At 41.8% G+C, this 18961-nt stretch carries 18 protein-coding genes and 2 pseudogenes; 13 read left to right on the top strand and 7 right to left on the bottom strand.

The annotated features are described in order from the left end of the window. Positions 1-8: 8 nt before the first annotated feature. The gene (locus tag BBH88_RS17420) at positions 9-1178 is read right to left on the bottom strand and encodes an IS701-like element ISPlan1 family transposase (protein ID WP_065536401.1); all 1170 of its coding nucleotides are present in this window, start codon (positions 1176-1178) and stop codon (positions 9-11) included. A 237-nt stretch (positions 1179-1415) separates the two neighbouring features. After that, positions 1416-1949, bottom strand: coding sequence for a dCTP deaminase (gene dcd, locus BBH88_RS17415; RefSeq protein ID WP_006831622.1), 534 nt, complete (start codon positions 1947-1949; stop codon positions 1416-1418). Between the two features lie 188 nt (positions 1950-2137). On the opposite strand from dcd, the gene BBH88_RS17410 reads away from it, so the two are divergent. The 3 genes and pseudogenes from BBH88_RS17410 (at position 2138) to BBH88_RS17400 (ending at position 5205) form a co-directional block, all read left to right on the top strand. Next, entirely contained in the window at positions 2138-2929 is a 792-nt protein-coding gene (locus BBH88_RS17410) for an MBL fold metallo-hydrolase (protein WP_065536402.1), read from the top strand. A gap of 76 nt (positions 2930-3005) precedes the next feature. Beyond that, positions 3006-3899 carry a GTP cyclohydrolase FolE2 gene (gene folE2, locus BBH88_RS17405; protein ID WP_331243711.1) on the top strand — a complete coding sequence of 298 codons (894 nt, stop codon included), beginning with the start codon at positions 3006-3008 and terminating at the stop codon, positions 3897-3899. Positions 3900-4003: 104 nt separating this feature from the next. Further along, a pseudogene (locus tag BBH88_RS17400) lies at positions 4004-5205 on the top strand (CobW family GTP-binding protein). Between the two features lie 229 nt (positions 5206-5434). On the opposite strand, the gene BBH88_RS17395 reads toward BBH88_RS17400, so the two are convergent. The 3 genes from BBH88_RS17395 to BBH88_RS17385 form a co-directional block, all read right to left on the bottom strand. Then, positions 5435-5683, bottom strand: coding sequence for a transposase (locus BBH88_RS17395; RefSeq protein WP_006828436.1), 249 nt, complete (start codon positions 5681-5683; stop codon positions 5435-5437). Positions 5684-5723: 40 nt separating this feature from the next. Then, positions 5724-5951 (bottom strand): CPCC family cysteine-rich protein, encoded by a 228-nt coding sequence (locus tag BBH88_RS17390; RefSeq protein WP_006828435.1) that lies wholly within the window; start codon positions 5949-5951, stop codon positions 5724-5726. A gap of 615 nt (positions 5952-6566) precedes the next feature. Then, positions 6567-8990, bottom strand: a complete 2424-nt coding sequence (locus BBH88_RS17385) for a PAS domain S-box protein (RefSeq protein WP_006828434.1) — start codon at positions 8988-8990, stop codon at positions 6567-6569. 1443 nt (positions 8991-10433) lie between these two features. Between BBH88_RS17385 and BBH88_RS20065 the strand changes: the two are divergent. Next, positions 10434-10634 (top strand): annotated as a pseudogene (locus tag BBH88_RS20065) (type II toxin-antitoxin system PemK/MazF family toxin); the annotation flags it as partial. Between the two features lie 370 nt (positions 10635-11004). Here BBH88_RS20065 and BBH88_RS17380 read toward each other — a convergent pair. After that, a complete protein-coding gene (locus tag BBH88_RS17380) occupies positions 11005-12333 on the bottom strand; it encodes a murein hydrolase activator EnvC family protein (protein ID WP_154669182.1) in 1329 nt (442 codons plus the stop codon). A 329-nt stretch (positions 12334-12662) separates the two neighbouring features. Beyond that, a complete protein-coding gene (locus BBH88_RS17375; RefSeq protein WP_006828432.1) occupies positions 12663-13127 on the bottom strand; it encodes a universal stress protein in 465 nt (154 codons plus the stop codon). Positions 13128-13313: 186 nt separating this feature from the next. On the opposite strand from BBH88_RS17375, the gene BBH88_RS17370 reads away from it, so the two are divergent. The 9 genes from BBH88_RS17370 to BBH88_RS17335 all read left to right on the top strand — a co-directional run bounded on the left by BBH88_RS17370 (position 13314) and on the right by BBH88_RS17335 (position 18899). After that, positions 13314-14015 (top strand): Crp/Fnr family transcriptional regulator, encoded by a 702-nt coding sequence (locus BBH88_RS17370; RefSeq protein WP_006828431.1) that lies wholly within the window; start codon positions 13314-13316, stop codon positions 14013-14015. A gap of 151 nt (positions 14016-14166) precedes the next feature. Further along, positions 14167-14289 (top strand): hypothetical protein, encoded by a 123-nt coding sequence (locus tag BBH88_RS17365; protein ID WP_040851764.1) that lies wholly within the window; start codon positions 14167-14169, stop codon positions 14287-14289. A 25-nt stretch (positions 14290-14314) separates the two neighbouring features. After that, positions 14315-14788: a cytochrome c oxidase subunit II gene (locus BBH88_RS17360; protein WP_006828430.1), complete on the top strand. Its 474-nt coding sequence runs from the start codon at positions 14315-14317 to the stop codon at positions 14786-14788. After that, positions 14785-16437 carry a b(o/a)3-type cytochrome-c oxidase subunit 1 gene (locus tag BBH88_RS17355; RefSeq protein ID WP_006828429.1) on the top strand — a complete coding sequence of 551 codons (1653 nt, stop codon included), beginning with the start codon at positions 14785-14787 and terminating at the stop codon, positions 16435-16437. Before BBH88_RS17360 ends, BBH88_RS17355 begins: the two co-directional genes overlap by 4 nt. 222 nt (positions 16438-16659) lie before the next feature. Continuing rightward, positions 16660-17253, top strand: a complete 594-nt coding sequence (locus BBH88_RS17350; RefSeq protein WP_006828428.1) for a methyltransferase family protein — start codon at positions 16660-16662, stop codon at positions 17251-17253. 250 nt (positions 17254-17503) lie between these two features. Further along, positions 17504-17923, top strand: a complete 420-nt coding sequence (locus tag BBH88_RS17345) for an Ohr family peroxiredoxin (RefSeq protein ID WP_006828427.1) — start codon at positions 17504-17506, stop codon at positions 17921-17923. Positions 17924-17946: 23 nt separating this feature from the next. Continuing rightward, positions 17947-18171 carry a MarR family winged helix-turn-helix transcriptional regulator gene (locus BBH88_RS19730; protein ID WP_006828426.1) on the top strand — a complete coding sequence of 75 codons (225 nt, stop codon included), beginning with the start codon at positions 17947-17949 and terminating at the stop codon, positions 18169-18171. Continuing rightward, the gene (locus BBH88_RS20060; protein ID WP_407946487.1) at positions 18084-18311 is read left to right on the top strand and encodes a transcriptional regulator, SarA/Rot family; all 228 of its coding nucleotides are present in this window, start codon (positions 18084-18086) and stop codon (positions 18309-18311) included. The genes BBH88_RS19730 and BBH88_RS20060 overlap by 88 nt, the downstream gene beginning before the upstream one ends. Before the next feature lie 111 nt (positions 18312-18422). Next, the gene (locus BBH88_RS17335) at positions 18423-18899 is read left to right on the top strand and encodes a glutathione peroxidase (protein ID WP_006828425.1); all 477 of its coding nucleotides are present in this window, start codon (positions 18423-18425) and stop codon (positions 18897-18899) included. Positions 18900-18961: the final 62 nt, after the last annotated feature.

Genomic DNA, 18961 nt, shown 5'->3' with positions numbered 1-18961 from the left:
ACGGGTGCCTACGCTGGCTGTAGCTCATTTTTGATGTGGTCAAGCGCCACTCCGTTCTGGCATTCCTCATAGACAAACTCGATGAGACTGCCCATCTTTTGGCGCCGTAGTTGCCGGATGGCAATCTGGAAAACCTCGTCCCGCAAATACATCGCGAAGACGTAGGTGAACTGGACGATTGTCCAGTAGCGGCGGATCGCCCGTTCGTTTCGGATTTGATAGCCCGCGAACCCAAGCTGTTTTTTGACGGTCTGAAAGTAGGTCTCGATGCTCCACCGTTCGCCATAATAACGGAGAATCTGTTCGCTGGTTAATGTTGCATCCGTGCTGAAAAAACAGCGCATCAGCTTGGGATCCATCGGCTGATCCGGGGTCCAGGACAAGAGGACAGTGCCTGTCGTCCCATCGCTCAGCGGGCCTACGTAGCGGTACACCCGGTAGGTGGCTTTTCCGACTGTCACCAAGTCGGTGTCCACCTCCTGAATGGAAGCGGCGAATTCCTTCACCTGGATACGGATCCCATTGGGATAGATGATCCGATTGCTTTTTAGTGCGCTGATGACATGGAGATTTTTTGACCGGGCAGCTTTGATGAGGGAACTGGCCGTATACCAAGTATCAAACAGCACATAGGCAGTCTGCTTCAAAGTGGGAAGCTGACGGATCATGTCATCTGCCAATTGAATTTTGCTTTCCCCTGTCTCTTTGGTATACAGCCGGAAGTCAAACGGAAACGCCCGGCCAGCCGACTTCACCATCATCTCCACCCCCTGGTGGCCCCAAACACTTTTTCCGTCTGCATGCGAATAATGAAACCCGCAGGCATCTATTGGAGACTTGGCCCGTGACGAAGGCTTTGTCTTTTTACAGATGGTGTCGTCTATCAGGACGAAAAGGGGTTCGTCTTTCGCTACCTTTCGCAAAATGTGCTGCTGGGTCTGTCCGAGGAGGAATTGTTCATTCCAAACGCCCTGTTTCAAGAAATGCCCCAAAAGGGTCCGGTGATTCTCATTTCGGCTAGCGGTGTGGATTTCCGTCAACTTGCCGGTGAATCCAATACTTAAGATGCCATCGGTAAAATGGGCCAGGTGCTTCAGAACCGGTTTCGAGAAGTAAAAACCAAGGTTCCAGTCGGCGAATCCATTGTCGATCTCCTGTTGATATGATAATCTGTTCATGGGCAAACGACGCTCCTTTGGATAGATATTGGTTTAGGCACCTTGATTCTATCCCAAATTAGCGCGTTTGTCTTTTTTCGTTGTTTTAACTGGTAAAAAATGGTTCTAAATTTGCTCATTTAGAGTACTATAGAAAAAGACTGTCAGATTTTTCAACCTGACAGCCTTACGGTTTTTGAAGAATATGCTTTTCAATCATAAAACAAAGGGATTATGTAATTTACTAGTAATGACCATTCATTTAAGTTCTTCATCCAAATGTATCTTGCTTTCCAATGCCCGGTTCTGGCCAAAATACTTGCCATTATAGGCTGGTCCTTCCTGGTCCAATTCAGCCAGCACGATTTGGCAAATTCTTCTCCCGGCAATCAATTCAATCGGCACTTGGTTAGCATTATAAAGTTCAAGTGTAATATTCCCTTCAAACCCGGGGTCCACCCACCCGGCATTTTGAATGAACAGCCCGAGCCTGCCGATGGAACTTCGGCCTTCAACGAAAGCCGTGACGTTTTTAGGAAGCTTTATCCATTCAAGAGTCGTGCCGAGGATAAATCCATGAGGGGGAATCAGTATTCTCTCTTCGAAAACTTCTTTATAGGCAGCTGCTTTTTCAAGCGAAAGATGAGCAACAGATGATTCGTCCAGGCTCAAAAAATGATTGCCTAAACGAAGGTCCACTGAAGCCGGTTGATACTGGGCATTGGTAATAGGTGTGATTTCAAGCTCATGATCCTGTATTTTCTTTTTTATCGATTGATTGGAAAGAATCATCCATCAAGACCTCCTAAATCTTTTTTAGTAGCTATAGCATGCACTATAAATCGTAACAATTACGATTTATAGTGCATATACAATCTATCATTTTATGCAATTTCAAACAAGCTCTTCAAACCCAGCAGATATGAACCTACTGTTAAAAAGAGCCTCGCAACAGTACGAAATATGAAAGGGGCAGTCAGATGAAAACGAGTAACAACTGGCATTTCCAAGTTGGGGAATTTAAACTCATCGCTTTATCAGATGGGGCGTTTCCGGTATCCAAGGAATTCTTTTTTTCGAATACGCCTCAGGACATAATTGAACATATTCCTGAAGAGTTCAATGCTCCCCTAAACTTTTTGCTTATTGATACAGGAGAGAAAAAAATACTAATAGACGCAGGCTTTGGTGAGGAATTTTTTCCGACTGGGGGCTACTTGCTAAGGCAGCTTCAACAGGAAGGGATCCGGCCTGAAGATATTCACACAATCATCATTACTCACGGCCATTTAGATCATATCGGGGGGCTTTCCCAAAATGGAAAACCCGTCTTTTCCAATGCTGAACATCTGATTACAGCTGAAGAGTGGAATTACTGGTCAAAGCATCCGGAAACTACGGAATCAATGACCTTGGCTGCACTAAAAGGCCAGATCACCTTCATTCATTCTAATTTTCACATTTGTCGGGGCATCTCAGTTAAGCATACTCCAGGCCATACAGAAGGCCATCTGACGGTTTCTATTGAGTCGCAAGGCACACGCTTGTTGGTCGCTTCCGATATTCTCAACGACCCAGTCACTCTTTCACATCCTGCCTCTCATATTGCTGCCGAACTGGATCCTGGCAAGGGCATGGAGACACGCCAGGCTTTTTTGCAAGAAGCCCATGAGCAATCAGCACAAGTTTTTGCATGTCATTATCCGTTTCCAGGACTGGGTAAAGTGAAGAAAGTCGAAGGGCAATGGACATGGGTGCCCCTGGATAACTAAAAGAGGCGGTTCAGCAGAGAAGCACCGATGTGAATGCGAATCCTCTGCACCAAAGCTAGTGGAAGGAGTGAAAAAAGTGAAATTCCCCAGCAAAGCTGAACGGCTGGTTTTATTTGGATCCAAACCACCTGGTCCCAGAAATAAACCAGTGGAAAAAGAAGAGATGAAAGATTTACAGAATCAATCCGGGAAATACTTATTTCCGATTCAGGCAGTTGGGGTCAGCAACGTTAAGTATCCAATCGGAATTTCTTCGAGCCTGGATCCTGCAAAGCAGCAGGCTTTGGCTACATTCAGCCTCACCGCGAGTCTGTCGAGCTCCATGAAAGGTACCAATATGAGCCGCTTCATCGAGCAACTGGAAGAAACAAGAGTTGCAGGTGAGCTGACAGCTGATTTTGAATCGCTGACGGAATTGAGCCGCAAACTTGCCTGGCGGTTGAATCAGCAGGAAGTTTGCGTACGAGTCGAGTTCCCTTTATTGTTTGCAAGAAAAGGCCCATCTACACATTTGGAAGGCCTAAATCATGCGCAAGCCACTATGGAAGTAAATAAGGTGGAATCCTCCACAAGAAAAAAAGCGATTCTCACCTGCGCTGTTACTACACTGTGCCCGTGTTCGAAGGAAATAAGCGAGTACAGTGCGCATAACCAGCGGGGCTATATCACGATGGAAATCGAGCTCAACGAACGCTATACAGAAGGGTGGGACTGGAAAGCGGATCTGCTTGAGGCGGCAGAATCGAATGCAAGCGCCCTTATCCATCCGGTGCTGAAGCGGCCGGATGAAAAGATGGTGACAGAAAATGCATACGAAAATCCAAGGTTTGTCGAGGATATGGTGCGATTGGTGGCGGCCGACCTTTATGAAATCGATTATATCGATCGTTTTCGTGTTGAGTGCCGGAACGAGGAATCCATCCATCTCCACGATGCCTATGCGGAATTGACGGTCAGCAAGAACACTTAATGAAGTATAGGAAGTCCTACAGCCGAGTTACTTGAAGAGCTTTCCAAAGAGACAGGAATCACAGTTTTAAAATAGACAGAGCGACTATACAGGAAGCATAACTCATGGGGAAAATACCAGTAACAGTTCTAAGTGGCTATTTAGGGGGCAGGGAAAACAACCATACTGAATCATATTCTTCATAACCAGGATGGCTTGAAGGTAGCGGTCATTGTTAACGACATGAGTGAAGTAAATATCGATGCACAAACCATCAAGCGAGGTGGAGGACTAAAGAGGACAGAAGAAAAGCTAGTGGAAATGTCTAATGGATGCATCTGCTGAACGCTCCGTGAAGATTTGCTGATTGAAGTTGAAAAACTAGCGACGGAAGGAAACATTGATTACATCATTATCGAATCCACCGGAATCAGCGAGCCTGCCCCGGTCGCGCAAATCTTTTCATATATAGATGAAGAACTCGGCATCGACCTCATCCGTTTTTGTCAACTGGACACGATGGTCACGATCGTCGACGCTAACCGATTTTGGCATGACTTCAGATCAGGGGACAGCTTACTGGATCGGAAAGAGGCATTAGGGGGGAGATGATCGGGAAATTGCGGACTTGTTATTGGCTCAAATCGAATTCTGTGATGTGTTGATCATCAATAAAAGCGATCTTGTAGAGGAAGCAGAGTTGATTCATTTAGAAAAAGTTCTGCATAAGCTTCAGCCAGCGGCACGACTGATCCGGACAAGTAAAGAGGAAATCCAGCCGAGCGATATCCTGAATACCGGGCTTTTGATTTCGAGAAAGCCAATGAATCAGCTGGATGGATAAAGGAACTGTTGCCTGGATATCACGAACATCAACCGGAAACCGAAGAATATGGCATTACTTCATTTGTCTACAACCGGAAATTGCCTTTCCACAGCGAGCGGTTTTATCAATTGATGTATACACTCAGGAAAAATGTGGTCAGAGTAAAGGGCATCGCTTGGTGTGCGACACGGAACAATCTAGCTCTTTCTGTTTCGCAGGCAGGCCCATCTATTTCCATTGAGCCGGTATCTTATTGGGTAGCATGCTTGCAGGAGTGGGAACAAAAATAAATTATCGAAGAAAACCCCTATGTCATGGAAGAATGGAATCCTGAATTTGGAGACCGGAAGACCCAGCTGGTGTTCATCGGGACCGGTATGAATGAGCGGGAAGTATCCGCGCAATTAGGATTTTTGTTTGTTGACTGGCGGCGAGTTTGACGGGGATTGGAGGGCCTTAAATGATCCGTTCAAATGGAATATACCTGAAAGAGCGCGCTGAAAAAATTTGTTTTATGTGACATTCGAAATTAACAGGTCAACGCCAGGAAATTATTTATTCCTACTGCTGGCCTGTTTCTTTATGGGGTTCTTTTTCTAATGAAACGGACGTTTCATAGTAAAAAGTACTGCGAGCGATTTGCAGGACATTACATATTGCTGATACCGAATAGAGGTGTTGATTCTGTTGAATAATCTCTATTTTCGTCCCATGATCAGCGCTGCAAGACTCACATATCCACTTCCATCTCCAACTGTTTGTTTCGTTTCTTATAGACAAGTAATTCTGCCTCCAGTGGGCTTCGATTGTCCTTCTCTTCGAATGAACCCGTTTGATTGGATTGGGCAATCCATCGATCGAGTGCGGAAGCCGTTAGGTCATATTCTCGAACAATATCTGCCAGGCTTTTTCCACCTGCATGCAGTGCAACCACCTGTTTTTTGAATTTTGCAGAAAATGCGCGTCTCTTTTGGGTCATAGTAGATTCTTCTCACGTATTGTGGACTATTCTACGCCCCTTATATTTTCTGTCCAACTAAGTATAGACTATCCAACATGGTTAAATGAGCTTTAAAATTTCTTCTGGCCTCTTTTAAGGAGTAATCTCCATTTGACCTTCCACTAACTTTCTCAGGATTGTGCTCACTATAAGTCTCATCCTCCCAATCACAAAGCATACAGATTTCGTCATAAGATCTTTGTTTTAAGGATGGATAGCCACGAAAGGGACAGTTTTCTCTCTTCATTTACAAGCTCCTTTGTTGGAAAAGTTCCTTGATTTGATCCTTATTTTCATAAATGAGGAATTACTCATTTTGTTAAGTAAAAAGATATTTATTAATGTTATTTACAGAAAATTATAGAGAATTCTCACTCAACTTGAATGTAACGTAAGTCTAATTAAGTTACTTTCGAAACCTTAATACCATTGTGTTGTTAGAAAAAGAAATTCTCACAGTTTCTTAAGAAAATAAGTTGCACTCAAACCATTAATTCTAAAGGTTCTATAGGAAAAATCTTTGGGAATGGTCGTTTTGCACAACAGCAATTATCAGAAGCTGCACGGATAAAAGAAAGCGGAATAGCTGAAGTGAAAAGGAAGAGAAGGCGACAATAAAGGTCATACCAGCTACAGTCCAAACCGGAGTTTTAAGCCAACCACCCAAAAACTCAAGAAATGCTGTTGCATAACTTTGGTCCAATCGGTGTTCATGTTAATGGTCTGCCTATTAAGGTTTTCATAATAAAAGCCTGAAAGAAAACTGTTTAAGCAGTTTTCGTCCAAACTTCTATCTTTAATTTTCTTATCTTAAAAAGTAACGATGATTCAGTGAAGTTAAAAAACTAAAATACTTTAGGTTCTACTTATAAATGCTGTACTCGTCCTGATCAGATTTCTTGGCTTCATATAGAGCCATATCGGCGTATTTCATCAGCTGTTTTTCATTGACAGAGTCATCTGGATAAAGAGAAATCCCGATTCCTGCCCCTATTTTGATTTCAAATCCATTAAAGTTGAAAGGCTCTCTATACGACTTCAGAATCCGTTTTGCCGTGTCTTCGGCCACTTCCAACGAATCAAGTTCAGGCAAAATAACCCCCATTTCATCGCCGCCTAACCGTGCTGCTGTATCAATAGGACGAACACAGGCTTGCAGCCGGTTAGCCATTTCCTTGATCACAGCGTCTCCTGCATCATGGCCGAACTGATCGTTGATCTGTTTGAATTTTCGTCCATCCAACATTAAAATCGCTACTTTCCTGCCAGAACGGGTTGCTTGATAAATGGCCTTTTGCAGTCTGTCATCAAAAGTGCGCCGGTTTGGTATTCCCGACAAATGGTCATAGAAGGCCATTTTTGCAATTTTGTCCTGGAGCCGTTTTCTTTCGGTAATATCCCTGGCAATGGTCAGTAATTGGTTCACTTTTCCATTCTCTATGACAGGGGTAGGGAAAACTTCCATCCAGATAGAATGGCCGTCTTGATGAAGAAATCGGACTTCAATAGTGGCCGGTTTATCTCCATCCATAAGGGAAGTAACAGTTTCAATTAAACCAACTGCATCTTCAGGATGTACGTTTGTGGTAAAGGGATTTCCAATATAGGCTGTATCCGGATATCCCAGAATCTTCTCATTTGAAGGAGACACGTATTCAATCAGACCCGAGGAGTTAATCAGCGTAATGACATCAAAAGCGCTTTCCGTAATCAGCTTGTATTTCTCTTGGCTTTTTTGCAGTTCTTTTTCCGTTTTTTTAAGCTCGGTCACATTTTTGTAAAAAATGGTGGCCCCAATGATTTCTCGATTTTCATCTCGAACAGGGGTATAGGACGAAATGATATTTACTAGTTCTCCACTCTTGGTTATACGCATGGTTTCGTGCGAATTCACGGTCTCGCCTTTTTTGAGTCTCTTCACAATGGCTAAGGGATCAGCTTTCATATACTGTGGGACGATAGAACCTTTCTGATTCATCATTTCTTCTTCTGAGTATCCGAACGTTTCTTCAAATGCGGGGTTGACTTTCATTATTTCTCCTCTTGTGTTGATAAAAAAGACAGGGTCTGTGGTATTTTCCCAAAAAACTTCAAGTTTTTCTTTTGTTTCAATCAAAGCCTTTTGTGCTCGGTTTATTTCGGTGACATCTGTCACAATGCCATGTATCCCCACCAATTGTTCATCCACAATGATGGGGATATTGATCACCTGAAGCTCGATTTGTTGGCCGTTTTTGTGATGGAATGCCAATTCATAACGCCCAGGCTGTTTTTCCTCGATCGCTTTATAAAAGTGATCCCTCATTTTTTCAATGTCTTGGGGTACAATCATTCGCATAAACAATTTCCCTGCTAATTCTTCCATGGAATAACCTGTAATGTTTTCTGCCCCAGCATTTCCACTTGTTAAGTTGCCGTTCTTATCGTAAGTGAAAATTCCATGCGGATGGTTGTCGAATAACGATTTATACCACTGCTCACTTTCTTGTAAAAGGCGTTCCAGTTTTTTCTGTTCGGTAATTTCTTTGGCAATTGCATAAACGCCTGTTATTATTTCATCAACAATAATAGGCGTCGTATTCACAAGGAATAGAGCCTTCTGACCGTTACTCGTGTAGATGGACGTTTCGAATTCATCGGTATTACCATTTGAAGCCTTTTCAAAATGCGAAATAGTATCCTCTAGATATTCTTCAACAATTAGTGACATGTAAGACGTGCCGAGAAGATCTTGTTCACCCAAACCAGTCATTTCAGTAACCATTTTATTTATACTGACGAAATTTCCTTCTTGGTCGCACTCAAAAATAGCATTTCCATTGTTTTCTACAAGGGAATTCAACCTTTTTCGATCTTTTTCTAATTCTCTTTTCGTCTCTTGAAGTTCTTGCTCTTTCCGCTCTCTTTCGGTTACATCCCTTACGATGGCTAAAATATATTTGCAATGGCCGTTTTCTGTCAGGATAGGATTTAGCACGGTTTCTCCAATGAGTTCTCCGCTTTCAACTTCTATCCTTTGGATGAATTCAACCGGGTTTTGTGTAGAGTGAACTTCGCGGTAATTCTGGATCAGTATCTGAGCTTGTTCTGGTGACATCACGTCTTCTATTCGGCTTCCAATCACCGTCTTTGGAAGGTGCAGAATTTTGAATGCGGACGGATTTGCGTAAACGTAACGAAACGTCTCGTGATCTTTCTCCATCAAAAAAACCAAGTCTTTTATCAAATCAAAAAGAGCAGTAGATGTTAAAATGTCTTGTCCTATCTTTTCTGAAAAGTAGTTCATGTGTGCTTGTCTCCCCTTGTCGGTAAATAAAGATAATCGTTCCAGTCAGACTAATTCTCTGTATTCCAGCATTTCATGAGAAATACTTCAGTTTTTGTCTCTGCTCATATCTCACGGACTCCCATGAGTTGTTGGACAGCCATGACCCATTCCTTCGCCCCGATAGCGTGGGGTTACAAAAGCATGACAGATAGTGAAATAGTTTTGCTCTATTTCTATTTCGATCAGTCCGATAAAATCTTCTCTTTTTTCAAAAGGCGCAACTGGCAATCGGGATGTTCTTCTTACCACTGCATTGTTTATTGTAATGTTTTCAGCTGTTGTTCGCCAGGCATGAAAGATCACAGACCTATGTAATTTTTTTATATGATTTCTTGTATTTATTTAACATAACCCATCTCCAGTAGTATGATCTTTTCTTTTGTTATCAAGTGAGATCACGATCAATTTGCTGTCATTTGAACAGAAAGTAATAAACACATTTCAAATAATCTTCTTGAGCATTGAGCGTTTTAATATAACAGTCCACGTCTATAAACTCTCCTTTTTTTAGCGGAGTGGCCGCAAAAAAACACCGATCTCCTGTATACCAACTTTAATGGATAGTTTTTTTAGAGGATCGATTAAGCATTTCATCGAGCTGAATCTCCTTTAAAATAAAAAAGGTATTAATTCCCATGTTCCTTAAGTTTAATTGATTCATCAATAGCAAGATAGTAAATTCTAATATATTTTTGAAAATTCTTAATTATTTCTAAAAACATCCTCCATCTTAACTGCTTTCTTATGCCGGTAGTCTATTTTATAAAAATTAACATCATCATTTTTCGGTCAACATATGACGAATTATCAGAAGTAACATAAAGTGAAAAGCTCGATTAAGTAGAAGAGAAAAAAACTATTTCGAAAAGAATCTTTCTTTCTTTTTAATGAAGAAGGTTGATCGGATAAATACTAAAGGAATAATCACTTGTTATATGCAGATACGTCGTAAATACTAAGTGTCTAAATAGCATTTTGAGGAGCTTATTCGTATGCTGGAAATCAAGCGAAAAGTTAGTTATTAAGAGGTTTAACTTCAGAATTGGATTAACAGTATAGCGGTTCGATTTATAAAAAATCTCCTGCAGGAAGCCAAATTCGATGAAACTGAGGATACTGTACTTGATGTAGAGATTGAACCAAATCGAATTTTTTTGGTTCGAACAAACAAGTTGACTCCATTCCAAAAATTATTTGTTGGATACAATGGCGGAAAGCCTGAACCTCTCTGAGATGAAGTAGAACCGGTCGGAAAAAAAGATTGGAAATCTGTTAATAGGCTTAAAAATCATTTGCCTGTACTTAATTTCTCAATGGAAAAGTACAGGCGCTATTTAATTGGAGGAGAAGTGATGACAAATTTTCTTGAAGTGGGTAACATCATAAAGGCATGAACACCAGGCTTATCGACCAGCTATCGTAGGTTCAGAAGAAAATATACAAAAAGAGACTGATTTAGTAGAGGTCTTGCCAATCACCAACAGGGATAGAGGATACCCAACTCATATACCGGTAAATGGCAGAACCAAGAATAACAAAACAAACGGGGCAAGCAATCAGACAACTGGGTATGTATTGTGCGAAAAGATAAAGGGGGATTGAACCGTTGACCAGGATAGCAAGATTAGCAGATGAGGTCGATCAAGACTTGATTGAAGATTGTAAGGCAATTATTGATGCCCTTACTTATAGCGGATGAATAAAGCATGGACCAATCAGTAGGGTTGGTCTTTTTGAATACCAAAATTTTTATCAAACCGCTCGTGCAAGTGTACATTTACGAACGGTTTAATAGAAATTCATACACGGACTTGTCCTGACAACATGATGCCGAATACGTTAATCGAACTCTCCCACGTAACATTAAACACGATGGCATAGTGGTTCCGGGTCATATGTCCTTTTATGTTAAGATTATTTTTTAACAAAATAAAAAACCGGCATCTCAGAAGAGATACCGGTTTTTGACATATTATCGTACGTATGGAGCAGGATTGACCGCGTTTGACCGCGCGCCATTCCAAGGTCCTACGTGAATTTCAAAGTGAAGATGTGTGCCGGTTGAACGGCCTGTATTGCCCATTCCACCGACTTGTTGTCCTTGTGAAACTGATTGGCCCACAGATACATTAATTGAATTCATATGTGCATAGACAGTCGCGTGTGTCTGTCCGTTGATGGAATGTGTAAGAATAACGACATTTCCATATCCGCCCATGTTGCCGGCATAGGAAACCATACCGCTCGCCGCAGCAATAATCGGTGTTCCAGGTGAGTTTGCAATGTCCATTCCAAGGTGCGATTCTGCTCCGGCACCGATGTCACGGCCACCGTATCCAGAAGTGAATCGCCCAGTTGAAGGCAGGATGAATGTTGAACTGCCGGCACTAGAAGAAACAGAAGCTTGTGTAACATCCGCTGCAGGAGCTGGTGCCGAAGCTGCGGCTTGGCGCTGGGCTTCCGCTTTACGTGCCGCTGCTTCTCTGGCTAAACGTGCTTCTTCTGCTTTGCGTGCGATTTCTGCAAGACGTGCTTGTTCTGAGGCAATCTTCTTCTCAAGAGCTGCACTGATGTCTGCTGTTTCATTGTGCTCCATCTCAAGTGTTGATTTTTCTTTAGCTAAACGTTCTTGTTCAGCTTTCAAGTCGCTTTCGAGTTGAGCTTGTTCATTTTTTTGTGCATCAAGTGAATTTTTCAAGTTGACCAATTCGGCTTTTTTAGCTTCTTGTTCAGCTAGCTTCGTTTCAACTTCCGCTTGTTGTTCCGCTAAAAGTTTCTTGTCTTCTGCTTGCTCACGCATAATTTCACGGTCTGCTTCAATTAAGATGTTGACTGCTGAAAAGCGGTCAATAAAATCGACAAAGCTGTTTGCACCAAGAAGTACATCTATGTAATCGACTGATCCACCACTTAATTGAATTGCACGTGCTCGTTCTTTTAAAAGTTCTTCGCGTTCTGCAATTTTTCTTTCCAATTCTTCAATGGACTTTCTCAATTCATCGATTTCAACTTTTGTTTGATCGATTTCAGCTTGAGCAACGTCAATTTTAGTTTGTGTTTCGATAATTTGATTGTCCAGCTCGCGGATTTTTGCGATGATTTTTTCAAGTGTGGTTTGGTTTTGAGAGATTTCGCTCGTTTTTTGTTGAATCCCGGAGTTCAATTCACTTTGCTTCTGTTGAACCTCCTGTTGTTTTTTCTCTAAATCGCTTAACTTGTCAGCATTCGCATTAGGTAAAAACGTCGTTAAAGCCAATACAGCTGATAGAGCGATCATCATAAATTTTGATAATGGTTTCAAACTCTTGCTCCCCTTTCGTTTTCCGTGGCTATCTATAAGTCTTCCTAAATTTTACTAAATCATTGATTTTTCATAGCAATCCAGTTGCAAAATGAAAAATCCAGCAGACCTATTGTACCATCGTATAAACCTGTTTATTATTACAGTTTCTTATCAATTTGACTTCGAACATGACAAAATGTTAGGCATCTGTAATATATAGTGCTAAAGAGTATCTTAATGAACTGACTCGGATTGTCAGCGGATGAAGGGAGCAGAGGAACCGTATGAAAGAGGAAAAAAGACCAAAAAAAACCTTCCCCCAATCTTTACTGGGGAAAGGCATACATCTATTCGTCTGCTAGTACATCTGCTTGTTCTCTGCGAACAATTAGCACATCACATTTTGCTGTGCGGACAATTCGTTCGGAGACGCTACCCATTATAAATCGTTCAGCGGCATTCAATCCAGTCGCACCGCAAATGATGACATCGGCATTGAGTTTGGGTGCCAATTCTTTTGGAATGGCGATTTTGGGAATTCCGTATTCAACGATGACGTTTACGTTTTCTACCCCAGCAGCTATTGCTTCTTCTTTATACTTGGTTAATAGTTCTTGGGATGTTTTTTTTGTGCGGTCAGCTATGGTGCGGTCGTAGGCTTCAATGGAACCAAATGAACGGTTGTCGATAATATGTGCCAGATGCAATGTAGCGTTGTTGCGGGCAGCTGCAGCTGCACCTTTCTTGAATGCCAATTCGGATTCTTTGGAACCGTCTACTGCTACTAGAATATTGGAATATTTTAAAGACATTTAACTTTCCTCCTCTTCTCTATAATTAGTGGATTCGCTATCATTGAACAGAGTTCCTTCTTATTCTTTCACAATCTTTTAATGATAGATGTCCAAGTGGTGAATTTTCGAATAATTAACGGGAGATTTATGGTAAAGTGAAACAAACTGAACAGTTCGGAAAACAGCAGGAGAGGCTGGTGCGATTTGAAAAATAAGATTGAAAGCACGAACTCATTGACAGGCATAGAAGAGTTGCTGTCCATCCGCCATCAAGTCAAAGAATTAAAAAAAGATCATTATTTATTTCATGAAGGAGATGCTATCGAGGGAATCTTCATTATTCGCTCCGGCAAAATTAGGATTGAGAAAGTGACACCGAACGGCCGTGAACTGACATTGAAGATTTGTGGTCCAGATCAATTGGTCGGCGAAGTGACTATTTTTTCTGAAGCGCCTAAATATATGCTGGATGCCCGTGCAATTGAAGATACGGTTTGCCTTCATATCTCCATAAATGATTTGGAAGAGGCATTACTGTCAAATGGACGTCTAGCCATGGCCTTTATGAAATGGATGGGCATCGATCAGCAGAAAACCCAGACGAAATTTCGAGACTTGCTGCTGCATGGCAAAAAAGGCGCGCTGTATTCGACGTTGATCAGACTTTCCAATAGCTATGGTGTCCAGACAGAAAAGGGCATATTGATTGATATAGTGTTGACGAATCAAGACTTAGCGAATTTCTGTGGAATGACAAGAGAGGTGGTCAATCGTTTGCTGAGAGATTTGAACAAAAACGGAATTTTGAGTTTGTATGAAGGGAAAATCCTGCTTCATGACAGAGAACATTTAAAGACAGAAACAAATTGTGAAAATTGTCCGATCTATTTATGCAAAATCGATTAGCGGAAAAGCTTGCCTATAAGGCGGGCTTTTTTTTGTCTAAAATTTGTTAGTTTATCAAAAATCGGTAGCGGGTGTGAGAAATGTCACAGTATGAAATAGCAGAATAGCATAGGCTAAAAGTAAGAATGATATGCATAAGAGGTGAGAGAGAATGAGTCAAGAAAACCGGGAGCCGGAAGCCAGTCTGAAAGGTACTTTTATTAGTGTTCTCATAGTGGGGCTAATCATCATTGCGATGTGGGTCACCGTTTATTTACTATACGTAGCTCGTTAAATCAGGATGAAAGGAGTGGGTCTAAATGCATCTTCATAAATATGAAAAAATTTGGCTGGTGTTAGGTATTGCATCGCTGATTGTGTTTTTAAGCGTGGTAGGAGTGAGCGCATTCTCTCAAGATCACACCCCCGCTGGAGGAATGGAAACCATCGATCCCAAAAAGGTGAATGAAACTGCCCCATTTGATAATCCAGGAGTGACTCAATTAGATGACGACACGTATCAAGCGACGATTGTGGCTATGGCTTTCGGATACACGGCACCAGAATTAAAAGTTCCAGTTGGCAAAGAAGTTATTTTTAAAGTGACCAGCACCGATGTGGTCCACAGTTTCACCATCGATAATACAAAAGTTAATATGATGGTTGTTCCAGGACGTATTACGACAAAATCCTACACATTTGAAGAACCCGGCACCTATTTGATTCTTTGCAATGAATACTGCGGAACGGGGCACCATATGATGTATACAGAGATAGAGGTGTACGAAGAATGATTGCTTTGCAAGATCGCAAACTCGCTTTATGGAATATCGGGGTAGCTTATATCGCATTTTTAATTGGTACATTATGTGGGCTGCTTCAAGTGTTTATCCGCAATGATGCACTTCAGCTGCCAGCTTGGTTGGATTATTATCAAATTTTAACGGCACATGGTGTGCTGCTCGCACTTATATTTACGACATTCTTCATTTTTGGTTTCTTCATTACCGGTATGAGCAAGAGTCTTGGAAGTTTCGGTCCGAAAGTCCGGTTGTTTTCCTGGGTCGGCTTCTGGGTAACACTGCTTGGTACTGTAATGGCGACTGCAATGATTGTCGCTGGAGAAGCCTCGGTTCTCTACACCTTTTATGCACCACTTAAAGCAAGCGGATTTTATTATGTTGGCCTCGCGTTGGTGATTATTGGAACGTGGATCAGTAGCTTCGCACTGGTCGGACATTACAGAGTGTGGCGAAAAAACAATAAAGGACAGTTGAGCCCATTATTCGCTTTCATGACCATCACAACCATCATCATGTGGATTATTGCGTGTCTTGGTGTGGTCACAACAGTATTATTTCAATACATCCCGTGGGCATTCGGCTGGACCGACACCATTGACGTGGAGCTTAGCCGCACCTTGTTCTGGTTTTTCGGACATCCATTAGTGTACTTCTGGCTCTTGCCGGCATATATGGCTTGGTACGTCATTGTACCGAAAATTCTTGGTGTAAAAGTATTCAGTGATTCGTTGGCACGTCTTTCTTTTGTTCTCTTTATCCTGTTTTCCATCCCAGTTGGCTTCCACCATCAGTTGACTGAACCGGGAATTTCGAACTTTTGGAAGTTTCTTCAGGTTGTCCTGACATTTATGGTCATTGTTCCTTCTTTGATGACAGCATTCTCGATGTTCGCAACCTTTGAAATTGCGGGACGCAAAAATGGCGGAAAAGGCCTTTTCGGGTGGTTTACAAAGCTGCCATGGAAAGATATTCGTTTTACGTCCATTTTCATCGCAATGGCGTTCTTTATTCCCGGCGGAGCTGGCGGTATCATTAATGCCAGCTTCCAATTGAACGAAGTGGTCCACAATACATTATGGATTGTCGGGCATTTCCACATTACAGTTGGAACTCCGGTAGCCATGACATTCATGGGGTTAACGTTCTGGCTGATCCCTTATCTGACGGGAAGAAAATTCACTAAGTCTATGAAAGTACTAGGACTGATTCAAATCATCACCTGGTCGATTGGGATGCTGTTGATGTCAACGGCACAGCATCTCTTGGGTCTTCTTGGAGCGCCAAGAAGAACAGCTTACTCCAGTTATAATGACCACCCTGCCGCGATGGAGTGGTTTGATGGCATCTTGACAAATCACGTCACCATGGCAATCGGGGGAAGCATCCTTTTCGTTTCAGCGATGATTCTCATTTATATCGTTGTCATGACGATGTTCCTTTCACCTAAAGCTGTTGAAGCTAAAGACGTTGTCGATTTCCCAATGGCAGAAAGCGACATGTCCAATACACCAAAATGGCTAGAAAATTGGTGGATTTGGATCGGTCTTGCTGTGTTGCTTATTGTAATTGCTTACGCGATTCCATTAAGCCATATGATTCAACATGCACCGCCAGGCTCGGAAGGATTCAAAACTTGGTAGGAGTTGAGGAACAATGTTCACGATGGTAATTTCATTAACGATTGTCATTATCGTATTTACAGCAATGCTGGTCGAAGTCTCTTCTATGGAAGATTAAGTAAAAGACGGGCAAGGCATCTGGTTTCAAGATGCCTTGCCCGTCTTTTTTTGTAAGGTCAACTGGATGGATTTTTCAGATTAGCGAAAGCTGGAAATTGTATTCTTTCGGAGTGTTCTATAATATTGAAAGGAGAGAAACAGGAAGTTGAGGATTGTGATATGACCATTATCGAAATGATTTTTACAGCTGTAAGCTTAGTTTGGGTTAGTGAATTCCTATTGTTCCGAAATCGGGGCATAGGACAGGGAGACCCCTTGGAAAAACGTACTTTCTTTGCTATTTTAGCGGCTTTGATTGGCACAATTGTTTTGGGTCTGGTATTTCATGAGTTAACGCCATTCGAAAGTCTTGGTTTTATCAGTCAATTGTTAGGATTGTTTTTATTGTCAGTAGGTGTTTTTCTACGGTTTTGGGGAATTTTGCATTTGAAGTCGCAATTCACACGTTACGTCACAGTTCGTGAAGGAGATGAAATCGTTAGCACGGGACCTTACCGGAAGCTGCGCCATCCACTTTATACCGGGCTGCTTTTAATTACACTCGGTATGGCATTGTTCTTCAACAGCTTACTTGCAGCGGTCATCGGAGGCATTGTGATGGTTTGGGCATTGCTGCAGCGGATCAATTATGAGGAAAAGTTGCTCATCGAAAAATTCGGACCGGATTATCAAGAATGGATGAAAGAGCGTGCCCGGCTGATTCCGTTCCTTTATTAAAGACATAAAACAATGACCGTTTAACTAGAAGCTGTTATTCTCCTTACTGGCGAATAACAGCTTTTTTATTTTATATTAAGTTGCACTAATGGTTCCACCTATCGCGATTCCGCGAACTAGCTGTCATTAGTTTGAGCCGAACTAATCTGTGCAGGACTCTAAAGTAAATTTCTTTAATTCAGTCTCTGCATAATCCTAAGCAATTGTTTTTACATCATACACGATTTAATTGGATGGAGGAACAGTTATAATGAAAACACTATTTGAAACAACAATGACCAATACGGGTGGAAGAGACGGCGCAGCTTATTCACTGGATAACATTTTCTATTTGGACGTAGCAAAACCACAGGCTCTTGGCGGTTCAGCAACAACGGCGACGAATCCCGAACAGCTTTTAGCGGCAGGCTATAGCGCATGCTTTAACAGCGCATTGGAATTGGTGCCAGAAGCTGGTAAAGTGGAAATAGAGAAAAGTGAAGTGATAGCAACTGTAGCATGGATTGGAGATAAGGATAATGGCGGCGTTAAATTGGCCGTGAAACTTGTCGTCGATATTATTGGAATTGATGAAGAGCTAAAAAAGGAATACGTAGAAAAAGCACATCAGTATTGCCCGTATTCAAAAGCGATCAAAGAGTCAGTGGATATGGAAACGAGCGTTTTATAATACAAAGTATAGGTGAGATGTAAATGGAAAAACCCACAAAACTTGAACAGCAATTATGTTTTGAAGTCTATAAAGCTTCCAGCAATTTTTCGAAAATGTATGTTAAAGCATTAGAATCGTTCAATCTGACATTTTCGCAGTATCTCGTGCTCCTTGTTCTATGGGAGGAAGACAAGCTGCTGACCAAAAAAATAGGTGTACGATTGGGTCTTGGCACGGGAACATTAACCCCATTATCAATCGGATGATTGAGCATGGCAGACTGACTAAGCAGCAGTCCGAAAAGGATAAACGTGAATTTGTAATTTCATTGACAGAAAAAGCCCGAAGTGAACAAATAGCGGTCGAACAGGCTGTCTTTGAGAAAGTCACAGCTGCAATTTCATAGAAGTCAGCGCAATCAAGCTGATGAAAAACCTGAAAGAGCTGAATGCTTCTTTTAAAACGATGGATTTGTAAGAGAACCTATCTTGAGCTATCAAATGAGGAGTGATGCCGGATGAATATTTATGATATTACTGTGACTAAGCCGAACGGAGAGGACTATCAATTAAGTGAATACAGAGGCAAGGCCATGCTGATTGTCAATACGGCAACAAAATGCGGACTGAGAGATCAGTTTAACGGCCTGGAAAAAATGTATGAAGACTATAAGGATCAAGGATTAGTAGTTTTAGGCTTCCCGTCCAATCAATTTAAACAAGAAGAAGCCACTGGAGAAGAAGCGCAGGAAGCTTGCCGCATGACGTATGGTATTACTTTCCCCATGCACGACTTAGTAAAGGTTAACGGCGAAGATGCACATCCGCTTTTTACCTATTTGACTAGCAATACAAAAGGGTTTCTAACAAGTGGCATTAAGTGGAACTTCACAAAATTTTTGATTGACCAAAACGGCAACATCGTTTCACGATTTTCGCCAAAAGACACACCCGAATCGTTTGCAAAGGACGTTCAAAAAATACTTGCTAAGTAAAGGCAAGGAGGAAGAGCAAAGCCTTGCTTTTAGGGGCTTGCTCTTTTTGACATGAAAAATTA

The organism is Planococcus antarcticus DSM 14505, assembly GCF_001687565.2.
GTDB lineage: Bacteria > Bacillota > Bacilli > Bacillales_A > Planococcaceae > Planococcus > Planococcus antarcticus.
Note: the sequence above shows the minus strand (reverse complement) of the source record. Positions and strands in the feature narration are given on the sequence as shown.